The organism is Streptomyces sp. NPDC038200 (genome assembly GCF_055600785.1).
Genome location: NZ_JBVJYH010000005.1, coordinates 426,455 through 442,050 on the forward strand (window position 1 = coordinate 426,455; position 15,596 = coordinate 442,050).

Genomic DNA, 15,596 nt, shown 5'->3' on the forward strand with positions numbered 1-15,596 from the left:
ATGACCCTGTATGTCGGCACATCGGGGTGGCAGTACAAGGACTGGCGGGACCTCGTCTACCCGGCGGGGGTGCCGACGCGGTTGTGGCTGGAGGAGTACACCCGGCTGTTCGCGACCGTGGAGATCAACAACGCGTTCTACCGGCTGCCGTCGTACGACACCTTCGCCGCCTGGCGCGACCGGGTCCCGCCGGACTTCGTGGTCGCGGTCAAGGCGAGCCGGTACCTCACCCACATCAAGCGCCTCAAGGAGCCCGAGGAGCCGGTGCACCGTCTGATGACGCACGCGGCGGGCCTCGGCGACCGTCTGGGCCCGGTCCTCCTCCAGCTCCCGCCCACCCTGCGCGCCGACCCGCCCCTGCTGGACGCCTGCCTGGCCTGCTTCCCGCCCGGTACGCGCATCGCCGTGGAGCCGCGCCACGACTCCTGGTGGATCCCGGAGCTGCGACGCGTCCTGGAGTCCCGGGGCGCGGCCCTGTGCTGGGCGGACGTCCTGGCCCGCCCGGTGGTCCCGCTGTGGCGCACCGCCGGCTGGGGCTACGTCCGCTTCCACCAGGGGCGCGCCCGGCCCTGGCCGCGCTACGGCCGGCGCTCCCTGGAGACCTGGGTGGACCGCATCGCGACGACCTGGGCGGACGGGGAGGACGTGTACGCGTACTTCAACAACGATCCGGGGGGCGCGGCCGTGCGGGACGCGGTGCTCTTCGGGCGGACGGCACGGCGGGCGGGGCTGACGGTGACGCGGATCCCGGAGCCGGCGGGACACCGGTGATCCCCTGCCGCCCCGGCCGCCCGACCGGGTCCGCTATTCCCCGGAGGCCGCCCGCAGGGCCTCCCGTACGGCGGCCAACGCCTCGTCCTCCCCCAGTCCCAGCCGCCGCACCCGCTCCACATAGGCCTGCGCGGCCAGCGACGCCTCCCGTGCCGCGGCCGAGCCGGCGGCGGCCACGAACGTGCCGTTGCGGCCCCGCGTCTCGATCACCCCGTCGCTCTCCAGCGCCCGGTACGCCTTGGCCACCGTGTTCACGGCGAGCCCCAGGGACTCGGCCAGCCCCCGCACGGTCGGCAGCCGGTACCCCGCCGGGAGCGCCCCGGACCGGGCCTGGTCGGAGATCTGCGCCCGCACCTGCTCGTAGGGGGGCGCGCTGTCGTCGATGCGGATCTTCAGGCTCACAGGGCCGATTGTCCCGCACCCGCCGGAAAATGAGAGGCGCCCCGGCGTTCCCCGCGCTTACCGTGCCTGATCATGACAGTCCTCGTGCGCGCTCTGCGCCCCGACGTCCCCGCGGACGTCGAAGGTTTCGTCCGTGTCCGCCGGCTCGCTCTGCCGTACATCCTGTTCACCCCGGAGTCCGTCCGGCACACCGCCGCCCACATGCAGCCCGGCGCCCGCTTCCGGCCGCTCGTCGCGGAGGAGGACGGCGAGGTGATCGGCACGGCACAGGTCCATCTGATCCCCGACAGCCCCGACCCGGGCCAGGGGGCCCTGAACATCTACGTCCGCCCGGACCGGATCCGGCGCGGCGCCGGCCGGCTGCTGGTGCGGGCCGCCGAGGAGTACCTGGCGGAGCTGGGCGCGGTCAAGCTGTTCGCCTGGGCCCTGGACGAGCCGGACCACCGGGCCTTCGCCGAGCGGCGCGGCTATCACCCGGGCCGCTCCGCCCACTTCCTCCGGCTCGATCTGGCGCACGGCACCCTGCCGCCGCTTCCCGAGGTCCCGGCCGGGGTGGAGCTGCGTACGGCCGCCGACTTCGCGGACGATCCCCGGCCGCTGTTCGAACTGGACGCGGAGACGGTGCTCGACGAACCGAGCGATGTGGATTACGCGTTCACGAACTACGACACCTGGCTCACCGAGACCTGGCAGCACCCGCTGCTGAACCGGGAGCTGACCACGGCCGCCTGCGTCGACGGCCGCCCGGTGGCCTTCAGCGTCGCCTACACCGACGGCGCCGGCCGCTACTCGACCGCGATGACCGGCACCGCCCGCGCCCACCGCGGACGCGGCCTGGCCAAACTCGCCAAGATCCACTCCCTGTACCGGGCCCGGGCCGAGGGTGTCACCGAGGCCTTCACGGGCAACGACACCGGGAACGACCCCATGATCGCGATCAACAAGTGGCTCGGGTACGAGATCTGCGCCACGGAGGTGCGGTATGTCCGCGAACTCGACTGAATCGGCGAGCCGGCTGGAGGTGGTCCTGGTCAAGGCGGGGCGTACGAAGATCCGTTATCCGGCGGAGCTGCTCCGGGACGACGGCACGCGGATCGCCGTACGGGCCGCCTGGGCGGGGTCCGGGGTCCGCGACTTCGGGTTCGTGCGCTTCGAGCCGGGTGACGTGTTCACCGAGTACTACTGGCGGGACCGGTGGTACGCGGTGAAGGAGGTGCGCGCCGCGGACGGCTCCGTCAAGGGGTGGTACTGCGACATCACCCGCCCCGCGGTCCTGCGCGACACGGAGCTGGTCGTGGAGGACCTCGACCTGGACCTGTGGCGCTCCGCGGACGGACGGGACGTACGGCGTCTGGACGAGGACGAGTTCGCCGAGAGCGGGCTCGCGAAGACGGATCCCGAGGCCGCCGCCGCCGCGGTGGCCGCGCTCGACACGCTGGAGGCGCTGGCGGCCCGTGCCGGCGGGTTCGAGGAGTTGCTGGCCTGACACACCCGGCCACGGCGTGGCACACCACGGTCCGCCGTCGCCGGGAACCGGGCGTCGCCCGTCACCCGGCGCCCCCGCTCGACGGCGGTGAGTGACGGGGTGCCGGCGCCGCGGCCTCGGATACGACGGCCGACGCATCCCCTGCCACATCCGGGGCATCCGCAACCGTGTGCCCACTCGCGCTCGTCCTGCCCGGTGAGTGACACGCGCCACGGACAGTCCGGACGTGACAGCCGCCACTGACATCTCGGCACCGATGAGGAACTCTCCCCGAAAGCGTCTATCTCCGTGACAGCGCGGAACCCGGTAGGCGCTCAAGGAGGCAGCCATGCGCCGCATGACCGTGCAGAAGCCCCTGAAGAGGACGGACAGCCGCCGGACCCGCGAGGAGACGGCGGAGCGCCCGGCGGGGCGTCCCGAGGTGCGCAAGGACATCGCACGGACCTGGTGGCCCGACGGTTGACGCGGGTGTGCCTCAGTTCAGCCGCTTGCGGTAGTGGATGCGGTCGTACGGGCCGTCGACCCGGCGCTCCACGACCTCGTATCCGTACGTCGGATAGATCTTCCGGTTCTCCCACATCAGCGCGTTCGTGTAGAGCCTGATCTCGTCGAGGCCCAGTTCACGCGCGCGTGCGTCGACGAAACGCAGCAGCCGCCGTCCGACCCCCGTGCCCTGGGCCGTGGGCCGGACGGCGATGCTGTCGAGGAAGAGATGACCGGCGGACGCCTCGATCACCACGAGGCCGACGACGGGGTCCCCCGTGACGAACACCTTGCCGGCGGCCACGTCCCGGGCGTGGTCCGCCTCCATGGGCTGCGGCACCACACCGATGCGCTCGATGTAGTGACGGTAGGCCGCGTCCGTCACCGTTCTCACAGCCGCCACGTCCTCCGCCGTGGCGGGCCGGATGCGTTCCTCGTCCTTGTCGATCATGCGCGCACGCTAGTACCTGAGCGCAGTCTGAGCACTCCCTTAAGCGAACCATAAGGATCCCCTCCGCCCGCTCCCAGCAGGCGATTTCACGGTTTTCTGGGGCTAGCTTCTGATCACCCCCCACGGGATTCAGCCCCGCCCCGCACACCGTTCGGAGGAGTTCCGCATGCCCACCAGCTGCAAGGCCACGGTGTCCGCCGTCGCGGCGCTCGGCCTGGCGCCGCTCGCCCTGACCGTGCTCGCCGCCGCCCCCGCGTCCGCGCACGGCTCGATGGGCGATCCGGTCAGCCGCGTCTCGCAGTGCTACGCGGAGGGGCCGGAGAGCCCGGAGTCGGCCGCGTGCAAGGCGGCCGTGGCGGCCGGCGGCACCCAGGCGCTGTACGACTGGAACGGCATCCGGATCGGCGACGCGGCCGGACGGCACCGGCAGCTGATCCCGGACGGCAAGCTGTGCAGCGCGAACAACGAGGAGTTCAGGGGCCTCGACCTGGCCCGGGCCGACTGGCCGGCGACGAGCGTGCGCAGCGGGTCGTACACGTTCGAGTACCGCGTGACCGCCCCGCACAAGGGCACCTTCACCGTGTATCTCACCAGGCCCGGATACGACCCGGCGAAGCCGCTCGGCTGGTCCGACCTGGATCTGGAGCACCCGGTGGCGACGGCCACCGACCCGGCCCCGTCGGGCGGTTTCTACACGTTCTCCGGCACCCTGCCCGAGCGGTCCGGCCGACAGCTGCTGTACGCGGTCTGGCAGCGCTCGGACAGTCCGGAGGCGTTCTACTCCTGCTCGGACGTGGACTTCGGGGGCGCGGGCAGCGGCACGAACACCGGTGCCGGCACCGGTGCCGGCGGCGCGGGAAGCACGGGAAGCGCGGAGGCCGCTCCGGCCCCGGCCGCCTCCGCACCCTCCGACGAGCAGATCGCCGCCGGTGCCGACAAGTCGACGATCGAGCACCACGGGCACGGGGACGACGACGCGAGCACCTCGGCGGAGCCCACCGCCGCCGCGGCGAGGCCCGCCGCGGCGGCCGGCCGGCCGAAGGCGGCCGGTGCGTCGGCGGACCTGGCCGAGACGGGGGCGTCCACCGGCACCTCGTCCCTCGCGATCGGCGGCGCGGCGGCGCTGGCACTGGGTTCGGCCGCGCTGTTCCTGTCGGTGCGGCGGCGCGCGGCGGGCGGCCACCGCCGGTGAGGGTTCCGGGGCCTGTCCGGCGGCTCAGGCCGGACAGGCCCCGGCGATGCGTCAGCTGAAGGCCGACGCGCAGCTGGTGGCGGTGGCGTGGGACGGGTCGAGCGCGTTGGCCACCTCGTGGAAGGCGATCCGGTCGAACAGGGCGATCGCGAGGTGTTCGGAGAGGTCGAGCGGGCACAGGTCCTGGAGCAGGACGTTGTGGACGTCGGAGCCACTCAGGTACTGGCTGCGCCAGGGCGTGGCCACCTCGTCGTACTGGGTGGCGACGACCGTGTAGTGCACGCCGGGGACGGTGTCGCCGCCCGTGTTGAGCTTGGTGAGGAAGGCGGAGCCGGGGATCTGGTCGGCGAGGCCGGGGGTGGTGGCCTTGACCAGGTCTTCGGCCCCGGGGAAGTACGGCAGCAGGTGGGTGAGGCCGCTCAGGGTGGCGCCGTGGTTGTCGGGGGCGATGCCGACGAGGGCGTTCACCTTGTCCGCTCCGCCGAGGAACTTCAGGTAGTAGCGGGGCATCATGCCGCCCTGGGAATGTCCGACCAGGTCGGCCTCGGCGGCCCCGGTGGCGGCGAGCACCTTGTCGACGAAGTCGGACAGCTGCCCGGCCGACTTGTCGATGGGGCCGAGGCCGTGGAAGAGGGGGACGCCGGGGAGCTGGCCGTAGTCGAGGGAGTAGACGCAGTAGCCGCGGCTCTCCAGATAGGGGGCGAGTCCGAGCCAGTTGTCGACCGCGTTGCCGAGCGTTCCGTGGACGAGGACGACGGGGCGGGGGTGGGCGGCGGAGGGCTTGCAGGAGTAGTCGTTCCAGCCCGAGCTGGGGGCGCCGGCGGCGCTGGCGGTGGCGGCGGGCACGGCGGCGACGGCAGCGGTCAGAAACAGCGCGACGAGGGGTCTGAGCACTCGTTTCCAGGGCAGCATCGTGTGATCTCCTTGCGGCTCAAGGGGAGGTGCACGGCCTAACCCTGTGATCCGGATCACGGGATGCTGTTCACTCGTCAAGTTACGAGCGAGTAGTGCAAGTGTGAAGTTACGCGTCAGTAAAAACTTCCAGTGGTAACCAGAGGCGCACCGGGTCACTGACGACGCGTCACCAGGACGGCCTGATCGGACCATAGGGCGCGATCCGCGCCAAACGGTCGCGCAACTCCCGCACTTCCCCCTCGCCCAGCAGTTCGGCCCATCCCCCCACCACCTGGGCGGCCGCCTCCTCCGCCGCCCGGGTGCAGGCCCGTCCGCGCTCGGTCAGCACGATCCAGCCGGGCCCGCGCGTCCTCGGGATGCGGGCGCCGCTCGGCATACCCCTTGCGTACGATCTCGTCCACCAGCCGGCTCGCCGCCTGCTCGGTCACCCCGAGGTGCGCGGCCAGTTCGGTGACGGTGGCCCCGCCCGGGGCGAGCCGCGCGAAGGCGAAGCCGTGGGCGGGCCGGAGATCGGCGAAGCCACGGGCGACCACCCCGTCATGGATGCCGGGCCAACCGGTCTGCCGGCGGCGCGCGTCAGGCCGCCAGGGTGCCCGGCATCACCGCCCGCGGCCCGAACTTCGCCCGCGCGCGGTCCGCGACCTCCTCGATGCGGCGGGCCTTCTCGTCCCCGGGATCGAAGGTGAGCTGACAGGAGCCCTGTTCGGCGGGGGCCAGTCCCTCGGCGCGCAGGGTGAGCGCGCGGACCCGGGCACGCTGGAGGCCGAGCGCCTCGTACATGCCGTAGGCCGTCTCGGCCAGGGCGGCCGAGTGCGCGGTCGGCTCCCTCAGGGTGCGGCTGCGGGTGGTCGAGGAACGGTCGGCGTAGCGCACGGTGAGGGTCAGGGTGCGGCAGATCTTCTCCACCGCGCGCAGCCGGGCACCGATCTCCTCGGTGGCCGACAGCAGCGCCTTGCGGTGCCGGCCGGGGTCCAGCTCGTCGATGCCGAAGACCCGTTCCGTCGTCAGGGACCGCGCGACGGCGTTCGGGACGACCCGGCCGCGGTCGACACCGCTCGCCCTCTCGCGCAGTTCCCGCCCCGCCCGCGCGCCGATCAGCCGCTGGAGCGTGGACAGCGGCGCGGCGGCGACCCGGCCCAGAGTGTCCAGGCCGTACTCGTCCAGGGTGCGGGCGGTCGCCGTGCCGACGCCGGGCAGCACCGACACCGGCCGCTCGGCGAGGAACTCCGCGATGCCGTCCGGGTCCTCGGGCATCGCGCAGGTCACCCCGGGCCGGGCGTCGCGCAGCGCCACCCGGGCCAGCGTCGGGCCCGGCCCGGCGCCGATCACGCAGTCGACGCCGTACCGCGCGAGGGCCCGCACCCGGATCACCGCGGCCAGCTCCACCGCGTCCCGCCCGAAGTACCGCTCGGCACCGCGCAGATCGGCCAGCGCGCCGTCCGGTGGCAGCGCCTCCACCACCGGGGTGAACTCCTCCAGCAGCCCGAGCAGCCCCGGCAGGGCCGCCTCGTACATCGGCGGCAGCTGGAAACGTACGCAGAGGATGGTCATCCCGCACTCCCCGGACTCTGGTGCCACAACTTCCTCGTCGCCGCGGGACCCCGCGCGGCGTCCTGGCCGGCGGGCCGCAGGTCGGCCCAGGGGTGCATCTCGTATCCCGTGGGCATGCGGATCGTCCGGCCCTCCCTCGGGTCACGGGCCGCGGAGCCGGCCGGTGCGGGCAGCCCGTCGGAGCCGGCGAGCCGGGCCCGGGACGGACCGCCGTCGCCGCCCGCGGCGGACCCGTCGCCGCCCGCCGCGGCCCCGTCCCCGGCGGTGCCGGACGGTTCGGCCAGCCGGGCCGCGACCCCGTCGAGCCCCTCCTCGTGCCGCACGTCGACCAGTTCGGCGAGGTTCCAGGCGGCGGAGCCGACCACGCTCAGGCTGCGCGGGCCGCGCCGCTGGACCACTCCGCGCACCAGCAGCAGCCAGGAGTGGAAGACGGTGTGGGCGCAGGCGTCGTGCGAGTCGTCGAAGAACGCGAGGTCGACCAGGCCGGTGCCGTCGTCCAGGGTGGAGAAGATGACCCGTTTGCCGGAGCGGATCGGCGGGGTCTGGGTGGCCGCCTTGGCGCCCGCGACCAGCACGGTCTCGCCGTGCCGGGCCTCGCGCAGCCGGCGCGCGGAGACCACGCCCAGCTCCTCGAGGAACTCCCGGTGGTCGTCCATCAGATTGCGCGAGGCGTCCATGGACAGCACGCCCAGCTCGGCGCTGAGCTTCTCCGCCGACGTCAGGTCCGGCAGGCCGGCCGGCGCGGTCTTCCGGCCTCCCGCGAGGGGCAGCTGGCCGCCGCCCCCGCCCCGGGCGCCCCGGTGCAGCTCGGTCAGGTGCAGTTGCAGATCACGCCGGTTGGCGCCGAAGGCGTCCAGCGCGCCCACCTGGGCGAGCCGTCCCGCCAGCGGTCTGCTGGGCCGGGCCCGCTCCCAGAAGTCCAGCAGGGAGGCGTACGGCTGCCCGTCCGCGATCCGCCGCGCCTCGGCCTCGCTGATGCCGTGCACGTCGGAGAGGGCGAGCCGGAGTCCCCACACCGCCGGAGATTCAGACACCAGTTCGATCGTGTGGGCGACCCCGGACGCGTTGACGTCCAACGGCAGGATCGGCACCCCGCGCCGCCGGGCGTCCGCCAGCAGCAGCCGCTTCGGGTACATCCCGGGGTCGTGCGTGAGCAGCCCGGCGTAGAAGGCGGCCGGGTGATGCGCCTTCAGCCACGCCGACTGGTAGGTGGGCACGGCGAAGGCGACGGCGTGCGCCTTGCAGAAGCCGTACGACCCGAAGGCCTCCACGATCTCCCAGGTCCGCCGGATCGTCTCCGCGTCGTATCCCCTGGCCGCCGCCTGCTGGGCGAACCACAGCCGGATCCGCCCCTGCGACTCCGGCTCGGACAGTCCGCGCCGCACCCGGTCGGCCTCGCCGCGCCCGCAGCCGGTCATGACGGCGACGATGTCGATGACCTGCTCGTGAAAGACGACGACCCCGTACGTCCCCTTCAGCGGCTCCTCCAGGTCCGGGTGCGGATAGCGCACCGGCGCCCGTCCGTGCCGTGCCTCGATGAACGGCCGCACCATGTCGGCGGCGACCGGTCCGGGCCGGAACAGGGAGATGTCGACGACCAGGTCGTGGAAGGTGGCCGGCTGAAGGCGTCCCACCAGGTCCCGCTGGCCCGGCGACTCGATCTGGAAGCAGCCCAGCGTCTCGGTGGACCGGATCAGCCGGTACGTCTCCGGATCACCGGCCGGGACCGCGTCCAGGTCGATCCGCTCCCCGCTCGCCCGCTCCACCTCGGCGACCGCGTGCGCCATCGCCGACTGCATCCGCACGCCCAGCACGTCCAGCTTGAGCAGCCCGAGATCCTCCACGTCCTCCTTGTCGAACTGCGCCATGGGCAGCCCCTCGCCGCTGGTCGGCACCACCGGCGTACGGGCGAGCAGGGAGGCGTCGGACAGGAGCACCCCGCACGGGTGCATGGCGACCCCGCGCGGCAGGGCGTCGAGCGCCTCCACCAGCTCCCACAGCCTGCCGAACCTCTCCTTCTCCCCCGCCAGCCGCCTCAGCTCGGGCAGCTCCGCCAGGGCGGCCCGGGCGTCCCGGGCCCGGATGTGCGGAAAGGACTTGGCGACCCGGTCGATCTCGGCCGGGTCCATGGACAGCGCGGCACCCACGTCCCGGACGGCGTGCCGGACCCGGTAGGTCTCCGGCATGGAGACGGTGGCGACCCGCTCGCTGCCGAACCGGCCGATGATCGCCCGATAGACCTCCAGCCGCCGGGCGGACTCCACGTCGATGTCGATGTCCGGCAGGACGACGCGCTCCTTGGACAGGAAGCGCTCCATCAGCAGCCCGTGCTCGACGGGATCGGCGTGCGCGATCCCGAGCAGGTGGTTGACGAGCGACCCGGCACCGGAGCCGCGCGCGGCCACCCTGATCCCCATCTCCCGTACGTCGTCCACGACCTGGGCGACCGTCAGGAAATAGGAGGCGAATCCGTGGTGGGCGATGATGTCCAGCTCGCGATGCATCCGCTCCCAGTACGCGTGCCGGCCGCCGTACCCGAGCCGCAGCATCCCGGCGGTCGCCCGCGAGGCGAGCGCCCGCTGCGCGGTGCGCCGGCCGGCGCCGACGAGGTGCGGCTCGGGGAAGTGGACGGTACCGATGCCGAGGTCGTCCTCGGGGTCGACCCGGCACTCGGCGGCCGTGGCCCGGGTCTGCTCCAGCAGCCGGCGGGCGGTGTCCCGCCGGTAGCCGGCGGCCTCCACGACCCGCTCGGCGACCTGGAGCATGGCCTGCGCGTCCTTCAGCCAGGCCGCGCCGGAGTCCAGCTCGCCCCGGGGGTCGATCGGAACCAGCCGCCGCGCGGCGTCCAGCACGTCGGCGACCGGTCCCATCCCGGGGTCGGCGTACCGGACGGCGTTGCTGAGCACCGGCCGCACCCCCTGCTCGGCGGCGAACCCGACGGTGCGGGCCGCCAGCCGCAGGGATCCGCTCCCCGTACCCGTACGACCGTGCCAGACGGCCTCCAGCCGCACCGCGTCTCCGTAGACCTCGCGCCACGGGGCCAGCAGCGTCGCCGCCCGGTCGGGCCGCCCGGCGGCGAGCGCCCGTCCCACGTCCGATCCCGGCCCGAGCAGCACCACCAGGCCGTCGCCCCGGTTCCCGGACCAGGGAAGCAGCGGCGCCGCCCCGCCCTCGTGCGCCGCCGTGACGAGCCGGCACAGATCGGCCCACCCGCGGGCGCCGTCCCGGGCGAGGAAGGTCACCCGGGGAGCCGATTCGTCCACGAAGGCACCGCCGCGCACCGGGGTGCGCCGCTTCTCCCCTCGTACGGCCTCCTTGGCCGCCACCGCCAGGTTCACCCCGAACAGCGGACGGACGCCCGCTCCGGCGCAGGCCTTGGCGAAGCGCACCGTGCCGGCGAGGGTGTCGCGATCGGTCAGGGCGAGGGCGTCCATGCCCCGCTCCGCGGCACGCTCGGCCAGCCGCTCCGGATGGGACGCCCCGTACCTCAGGGAGAACCCGGAGACGGTGTGCAGATGCGCGAAGCCCGGCACACCCACCTCCCGCACTCGTGAGCCCGAACGGCTCTCGAACATCAGTTCCCTACTCTCTCCCCCACCATACCTCCATTCCCGAACACGTGTGCGACACCCGTCCAGGCGCCCCCCACCTGGGCAAACGCCCGCCGACCCGGGCCCTGAGCGGCAGACCGCCCCCCCTCGGCAGCACCCGCCGGAGCCGGTGACGGTGACGCCGCCGGTGACGACACGAGGAAGCCCCCGCACGCGGGTCGCGTGCGGGGGCTCACCGATGCCGCCGAACCCGTCAGGGCAGGGTGACTCCGTAGTAGCTCAGCGCCTCGGTCACCGGCTGGAAGAAGGTCGTACCGCCGGAGGTGCAGTTGCCGCTGCCGCCGGAGGTCAGGCCGTAGGCCACGCTGCCGCCGTAGAGCGGACCGCCGCTGTCGCCGCCCTCGGCGCAGACCGTGGTCTGGATCAGACCGGACACGATGTCACCACTGCCGTAGTTGACGGTCGCGTTGAGCGCGGTGACCCGGCCGCTGTGCGTGCCGGTGGTGGAGCCGCGCCGGTAGACGGTCGTCCCCACGGACGGGGTGGCCGCGCTGCTGATGGTCTGGCTGCCCACGGCGCTCGGGTGCGCGATGGAGGAGTTGGTGTAGCGCACCAGCGCGAAGTCGTTGCCCGGGAAGCTGTAGCCGACGTTGGTGCCGAGCACCGTGGTCTTGCTGGAGTTGCTGTACCAGGTGGAGGCGACCTCGCCGCAGTGGCCCGCGGTCAGGAAGTAGTACGTGCTGCCGCTGTGCACGTTGAAGCCGAGCGAGCAGCGGTAGGAGCCGCCGTAGATGGCGTCGCCGCCGGTGATCAGCTTGTTGAACTTGCCGGGGGTGTGCTTGATGGCGAGCGCGCCCGCGTTGCCGCCCGCCTGCTTCTTGATCTGGGCGATCTCGGCCTTGGACACCGTGCTGTCGACGGTGACCACGACGCGGTTGCTCTTGCTGTCGACCGCCCAGGCCGTGCCGGCGATGTCGGCCTTGAGGACGGAGTCGTTCGCCTTGGCGAGCTGGGTGGCGCTGAACGTCTGGGCGTCACTGGCGTTCGCGGTGGGGGCGGCGAACGCGGCTGCGGCCAGGAAGCCGGTGGCCACCGCGACGAGCCGGGTCCGTCTCGCGGTACCGCCGCGGGGAGTGGTGCGCTTGATCCTCACTTTTCGTTCCCTCCAAGGGAAGTCGGGGGCCCGCGTGGGGTCGGGGCCCGTGAGGCGCAGCCAGGGACCGACCGGATTCGAATATGCATGCCCCTGACAAGCGCTGGGGGGAGTATTCGGCCGAACGGCCGGTCGGCACAAGGGTGCCTTTCGGCCGTCGGCCCAGAACCACCCGGATGCAGCAGCGCCGACGGCACCGGCGCCGGCCCGGCACACCCCGGACCGGCCCGGATCGCTCGGCGTCCCCGGCCGGCCCAGGTCACCGGAGCCGGGCCGAGGCGGCCTCGGCCCGGCTCAGCCCGCCTCGGGCCGGCTCAGACGGCGCTCCCCCGCCTCGACCGCCACGTCGAGCGTGTTGCCGGGGGGCGGGAAGGGGCAGATGAAGTGGTCGGCGAAGGCGCACGGCGGGAGTTGGGCGCGGTTGAAGTCGAGGGTCGTGCGCCCCTCGGCGTCCGGGGCCGCCGTGAACAGGAAGCGGAACCGGAAGCTCGTGTCACCGCTGGTGGCGTCGGCGAACACCGCCCACAGCCGGTCCCCCTGGCGCGCGACCTTCAGCGTCCGCTCCTGTCCGGCCAGCGGGAAGGCGAGTTCACCGACGAGGGCGAAGCCGCGCTCGCGGCCGTCCGCGTTGCCGAGCCGGACCGTGCGTGTCTCGTCGTACGGCGTGAACCGGCCCGGCACCGACCAGCGGGGGTCGTAGGCGTGGGCGTCGATGCCCCGGAAGGCGTGCCGGGCGGCGGACTCGGGGTCGTACACGCGCACTCCCCAGACGTCCTCGCGCACCAGGACGACCAGCCGCTTCCCGCCCAGCGCCACCTGCGCCTCGGCCTCCGGGCCGCTGTCGGCGGCCAGCTTGACCGCGCCCGAGAAGGGCCGGCCGGCCACCGTCAGCCCGTCGGTCTCGGTGGCGGTCAGCACCACCCCGTCCTGTTCCGCAACCCAGATCCCGGGAATGTCCGGAAGTCGTCCCTCCGGATAGTCCTCGATCCAGTGCGTCGCGGTCAGCGCGAGCGGCCCGTACGGCGTCGAGACCGTTTCCTCGCGGTTCTCGTGCCACCGCTTCCAGGCGTCGGCTGCGTCCGTCGTCATGCCAAGGGTTCCTTTCCTCTGTGGTCAGCGTTGCGGTACCGGGTGGGACAGCCCGAGATGGGAGCGGAGTGTGCCGCCCCGGTATTCCGTGCGGAAGGCACCGCGCTCCTGGAGCAGCGGCACCACCCGGTCCACGAACTCCTCCAGTCCGTCGGCCGGGGTCTGGGGGACGAGGACGAAGCCGTCGGCGGCCCCCTCGCCGACGTACCGGTGCAGATCGGCGGCGACCGTGTCGGGCGTGCCCACGAAGGACTGCCGGCCGCTCGCCTCGATCACGGTCTCCCGGATGGACAGCCCCTTCTCCCGGGCCAGCGCCCGCCACCGCTCGGCCAGCGCGAGCGTGCGGCCGTCCCGGGTGCCGGGGGCGGTCTCGGGCAACGGGCCGTCGGGGTCGTAACCCGAGAGGTCCGTGCCCCAGATCCGTTCCAGCGCGTACAGCGCGTACCGCGGGGTGATCCGCTGCCGTCGGATCCCGGCGGCCCGCTCCTGGGCCTCGGCCGCGGTGTCCCCGAGGACGACGGTGACCCCGGGCATGACCAACAGGTCGCGCGGGGTGCGCCCGTGGGCCGCGAGCCGCCGCTGGACGTCGGCGTAGCGGGAGCGGGACGCCTCCAGCGGGGCGTGCCGGACCAGCAGCACGTCGGCCGAGGCCGCGGCCAGCTCCCGGGCCCGCTCGGACTCCCCCGCCTGGATCACGACGGGCTGTCCCTGGGGCGAGCGGGGCAGCCCGAACTCGCCCGCGATGTCGAAGTGCCGGCCGCGGTACGCGAACGGCCGGGGCACCCCCTCGGGGCTCCAGGAGTCCCACAGCCGGCGGGTCACGGAGACGAGTTCGGCGGCCCGGCCGTAGGGGTCGGGGTGGCCGCCGCAGCGGTGGTCGGCTCCGGCGCGGGCGTCCGCCGAGGCCGCCACCCGCCAGCCCGCCCGGCCCTCGCTGAGATGGTCCAGGGTGGCCAGCCTGCGGGCGAGTTCGTACGGCTCGCCGAAGACGGCGTTCACCGTGGCGGCGAGCCCGAGCCGGGCGGTCACCCCGGCGAGCGCGTTCAGTACGGCCACCGGCTCCGGTCCGCCCACCGGGTCCAGCTCGTGCAGCCGCCCCCGGTGCTCGGGCAGCCGCGGCTCCTCGTCGAGCAGGAGGAAGTCGAACAGGCCGCGCTCGGCGGCGCGGGCGAGCCGCTCGAAGGGGGCGAACGCCAGCCGCGAGCCGGCGCGCGCACCGTCCCACACGCTGGTGCCGGCCCCCGCGTCGAGGGGATCGGCGCCCGGGAACACGGCCGCCAGGTGCAGTCGCCGTCGTACGGTCATGACGTTCCCCCGGTCACGGCGTACTGGTTGGCGGGCCGGGCCAGGCCCAGGTGCTCGCGCAGGGTGCTGCCCGGGTAGAAGGTGCGGAACAGGCCGCGGTGCTGGAGCAGCGCCACCGTGCCGTTCACCAGCCGCTCCAGGTCGCGGCGCGGTTCCACCGGGACGAGGTGGAAGCCGTCGGTGACACCGTCGGCGTACCAGGCGGCCACCAGCTCCGCGAGGTCGACCGGGCCGCCCCGGTACAGCGGGCCCTGCACGGTGGACCGCGGGCCGCCGCCCCCTCCCCCGAGTTCCCGGCTCCGCTCGAACAGGGGGGAACCCCATCCCGGCTCGGCCGCGTACTCGCCGTCGCCGAGATCCACCAGCAGGCTCACCAGGACCCGCAGCGAGTCGGGGTGCCGCCCGAACGAGCGGGCCTGCTCCCGCAGCCGGTCCCGGACATCGGCGGCCTGGGCGCGGGTGGCCGCGCGCACCAGGGCGACGTCCGCGTACCGGGCGGCGACCGCACGGGCGTGGCCGTCGGTGGCGTCGACCACGCGGACCGGGTGGCCCTGCGGCGGGCGGGGCACGGTCGACGGGCCCCGGACCGAGAAGGCGGTGCCGGTGAAGTCGACGCGGTGCAGCCGCTCCCGGTCGAGGAACCGGCCGGTGGCCACGTCCCGGATCTCCGCGCCGTCCTCCCAGCTGTCCCACAGCTTCGCGGCCACGTCGGCGACCTCGCCCGCCTCCTGCCAGACGGCCTCGGCCGGGGCCGCGTGCCGGCGGCCGAAGAGCCGGGCCTCCCCCTCGGTGGTGGACACGTCGATCCGCCAGCCGGCCCGCCCCTGGCCGATCCAGTCCAGGGTGGCCACGGCGGCCTGCACCTGGAAGGGCTCGGTGTGGGTGGTGGTGAGCGTCGGCACCAGCCCGATCCGCCGGGTCGCGGGCGCCACCCGGCACAGCACGCCGAGCGCGTCGGGCCCGGGCCGGGCGAAGGAGTCGTCCAGCGTCACGAAGTCCAGGCCGCCCCGCTCGGCGAGCCGGGCCAGCTCGACGTAGGAACCGGCGTCCAGCGCCCCGGGCTGGTCGAGAGCGGCGGCGAGATGCAGCAGCCCGCCGCCGTACCGCGCGCTCACGTCGGCACCCCGGTCTTCCGCGCTTCCGCACCCGGCGGCCCCTGACGGCTCCGCGCCCGTTCCCGCCGCCCCGGCGGCGAGCCGTCACGACGGCGCGGACCGGCGGCGCCGGACCCACCGCGACCAGCGATC

The 15,596-nt window shown here is 73.9% G+C and carries 14 protein-coding genes and 1 pseudogene; 5 read left to right on the top strand and 10 right to left on the bottom strand.

What is annotated here, in order from left to right:
- The gene (locus ACZ7KF_RS14165) at positions 1 to 771 is read left to right on the top strand and encodes a DUF72 domain-containing protein (RefSeq protein ID WP_471073260.1); all 771 of its coding nucleotides are present in this window, start codon (positions 1 to 3) and stop codon (positions 769 to 771) included.
- A gap of 33 nt (positions 772 to 804) precedes the next feature.
- Here the strand turns inward: ACZ7KF_RS14165 and ACZ7KF_RS14170 are convergent, their stop codons facing one another.
- Complete coding sequence (locus tag ACZ7KF_RS14170) at positions 805 to 1,173, bottom strand: GntR family transcriptional regulator (RefSeq protein ID WP_471073263.1); 369 nt, start codon at positions 1,171 to 1,173, stop codon at positions 805 to 807.
- Between the two features lie 72 nt (positions 1,174 to 1,245).
- Between ACZ7KF_RS14170 and ACZ7KF_RS14175 the strand changes: the two genes are divergently transcribed.
- The 3 genes from ACZ7KF_RS14175 (at position 1,246) to ACZ7KF_RS14185 (ending at position 3,122) form a co-directional block, all read left to right on the top strand.
- Positions 1,246 to 2,175, top strand: coding sequence for a GNAT family N-acetyltransferase (locus ACZ7KF_RS14175; RefSeq protein ID WP_471073266.1), 930 nt, complete (start codon positions 1,246 to 1,248; stop codon positions 2,173 to 2,175).
- On the top strand, positions 2,156 to 2,659 hold the full coding sequence (locus ACZ7KF_RS14180; protein ID WP_471073269.1) for a ribonuclease FAU-1 family protein: 504 nt from the start codon (positions 2,156 to 2,158) through the stop codon (positions 2,657 to 2,659). Before ACZ7KF_RS14175 ends, ACZ7KF_RS14180 begins: the two co-directional genes overlap by 20 nt.
- Positions 2,660 to 2,987: 328 nt before the next feature.
- The gene (locus tag ACZ7KF_RS14185) at positions 2,988 to 3,122 is read left to right on the top strand and encodes a hypothetical protein (protein WP_471073272.1); all 135 of its coding nucleotides are present in this window, start codon (positions 2,988 to 2,990) and stop codon (positions 3,120 to 3,122) included.
- Positions 3,123 to 3,134: 12 nt separating this feature from the next.
- Here ACZ7KF_RS14185 and ACZ7KF_RS14190 read toward each other — a convergent pair whose 3' ends face one another.
- A complete protein-coding gene (locus ACZ7KF_RS14190; protein ID WP_471073275.1) occupies positions 3,135 to 3,593 on the bottom strand; it encodes a GNAT family N-acetyltransferase in 459 nt (152 codons plus the stop codon).
- A gap of 166 nt (positions 3,594 to 3,759) precedes the next feature.
- Here ACZ7KF_RS14190 and ACZ7KF_RS14195 point away from each other — a divergent pair, with 166 nt between their 5' ends.
- Complete coding sequence (locus tag ACZ7KF_RS14195) at positions 3,760 to 4,785, top strand: lytic polysaccharide monooxygenase auxiliary activity family 9 protein (protein ID WP_471073278.1); 1,026 nt, start codon at positions 3,760 to 3,762, stop codon at positions 4,783 to 4,785.
- A 51-nt stretch (positions 4,786 to 4,836) separates the two neighbouring features.
- On the opposite strand, the gene ACZ7KF_RS14200 is transcribed toward ACZ7KF_RS14195, so the two are convergent.
- The 8 genes and pseudogenes from ACZ7KF_RS14200 to ACZ7KF_RS14235 all read right to left on the bottom strand — a co-directional run bounded on the left by ACZ7KF_RS14200 (position 4,837) and on the right by ACZ7KF_RS14235 (position 15,464).
- On the bottom strand, positions 4,837 to 5,697 hold the full coding sequence (locus ACZ7KF_RS14200) for an esterase/lipase family protein (RefSeq protein WP_471073281.1): 861 nt from the start codon (positions 5,695 to 5,697) through the stop codon (positions 4,837 to 4,839).
- A gap of 169 nt (positions 5,698 to 5,866) precedes the next feature.
- Positions 5,867 to 6,245, bottom strand: a pseudogene (locus ACZ7KF_RS14205) (MarR family winged helix-turn-helix transcriptional regulator).
- A gap of 31 nt (positions 6,246 to 6,276) precedes the next feature.
- Positions 6,277 to 7,251, bottom strand: a complete 975-nt coding sequence (locus ACZ7KF_RS14210; RefSeq protein ID WP_471073284.1) for a DNA polymerase Y family protein — start codon at positions 7,249 to 7,251, stop codon at positions 6,277 to 6,279.
- A complete protein-coding gene (locus ACZ7KF_RS14215) occupies positions 7,248 to 10,784 on the bottom strand; it encodes a DNA polymerase III subunit alpha (protein WP_471073414.1) in 3,537 nt (1,178 codons plus the stop codon). Before ACZ7KF_RS14215 ends, ACZ7KF_RS14210 begins: the two co-directional genes overlap by 4 nt.
- 271 nt (positions 10,785 to 11,055) lie before the next feature.
- Entirely contained in the window at positions 11,056 to 11,955 is a 900-nt protein-coding gene (locus tag ACZ7KF_RS14220; protein WP_471073287.1) for a S1 family peptidase, read from the bottom strand.
- Positions 11,956 to 12,249: 294 nt separating this feature from the next.
- A complete protein-coding gene (locus ACZ7KF_RS14225) occupies positions 12,250 to 13,044 on the bottom strand; it encodes a DUF1684 domain-containing protein (protein ID WP_471073290.1) in 795 nt (264 codons plus the stop codon).
- A 24-nt stretch (positions 13,045 to 13,068) separates the two neighbouring features.
- Positions 13,069 to 14,349: an NtaA/DmoA family FMN-dependent monooxygenase gene (locus ACZ7KF_RS14230; protein WP_471073293.1), complete on the bottom strand. Its 1,281-nt coding sequence runs from the start codon at positions 14,347 to 14,349 to the stop codon at positions 13,069 to 13,071.
- Positions 14,346 to 15,464 carry an LLM class flavin-dependent oxidoreductase gene (locus ACZ7KF_RS14235; RefSeq protein WP_471073296.1) on the bottom strand — a complete coding sequence of 373 codons (1,119 nt, stop codon included), beginning with the start codon at positions 15,462 to 15,464 and terminating at the stop codon, positions 14,346 to 14,348. Before ACZ7KF_RS14235 ends, ACZ7KF_RS14230 begins: the two co-directional genes overlap by 4 nt.
- Positions 15,465 to 15,596 lie beyond the last annotated feature (132 nt).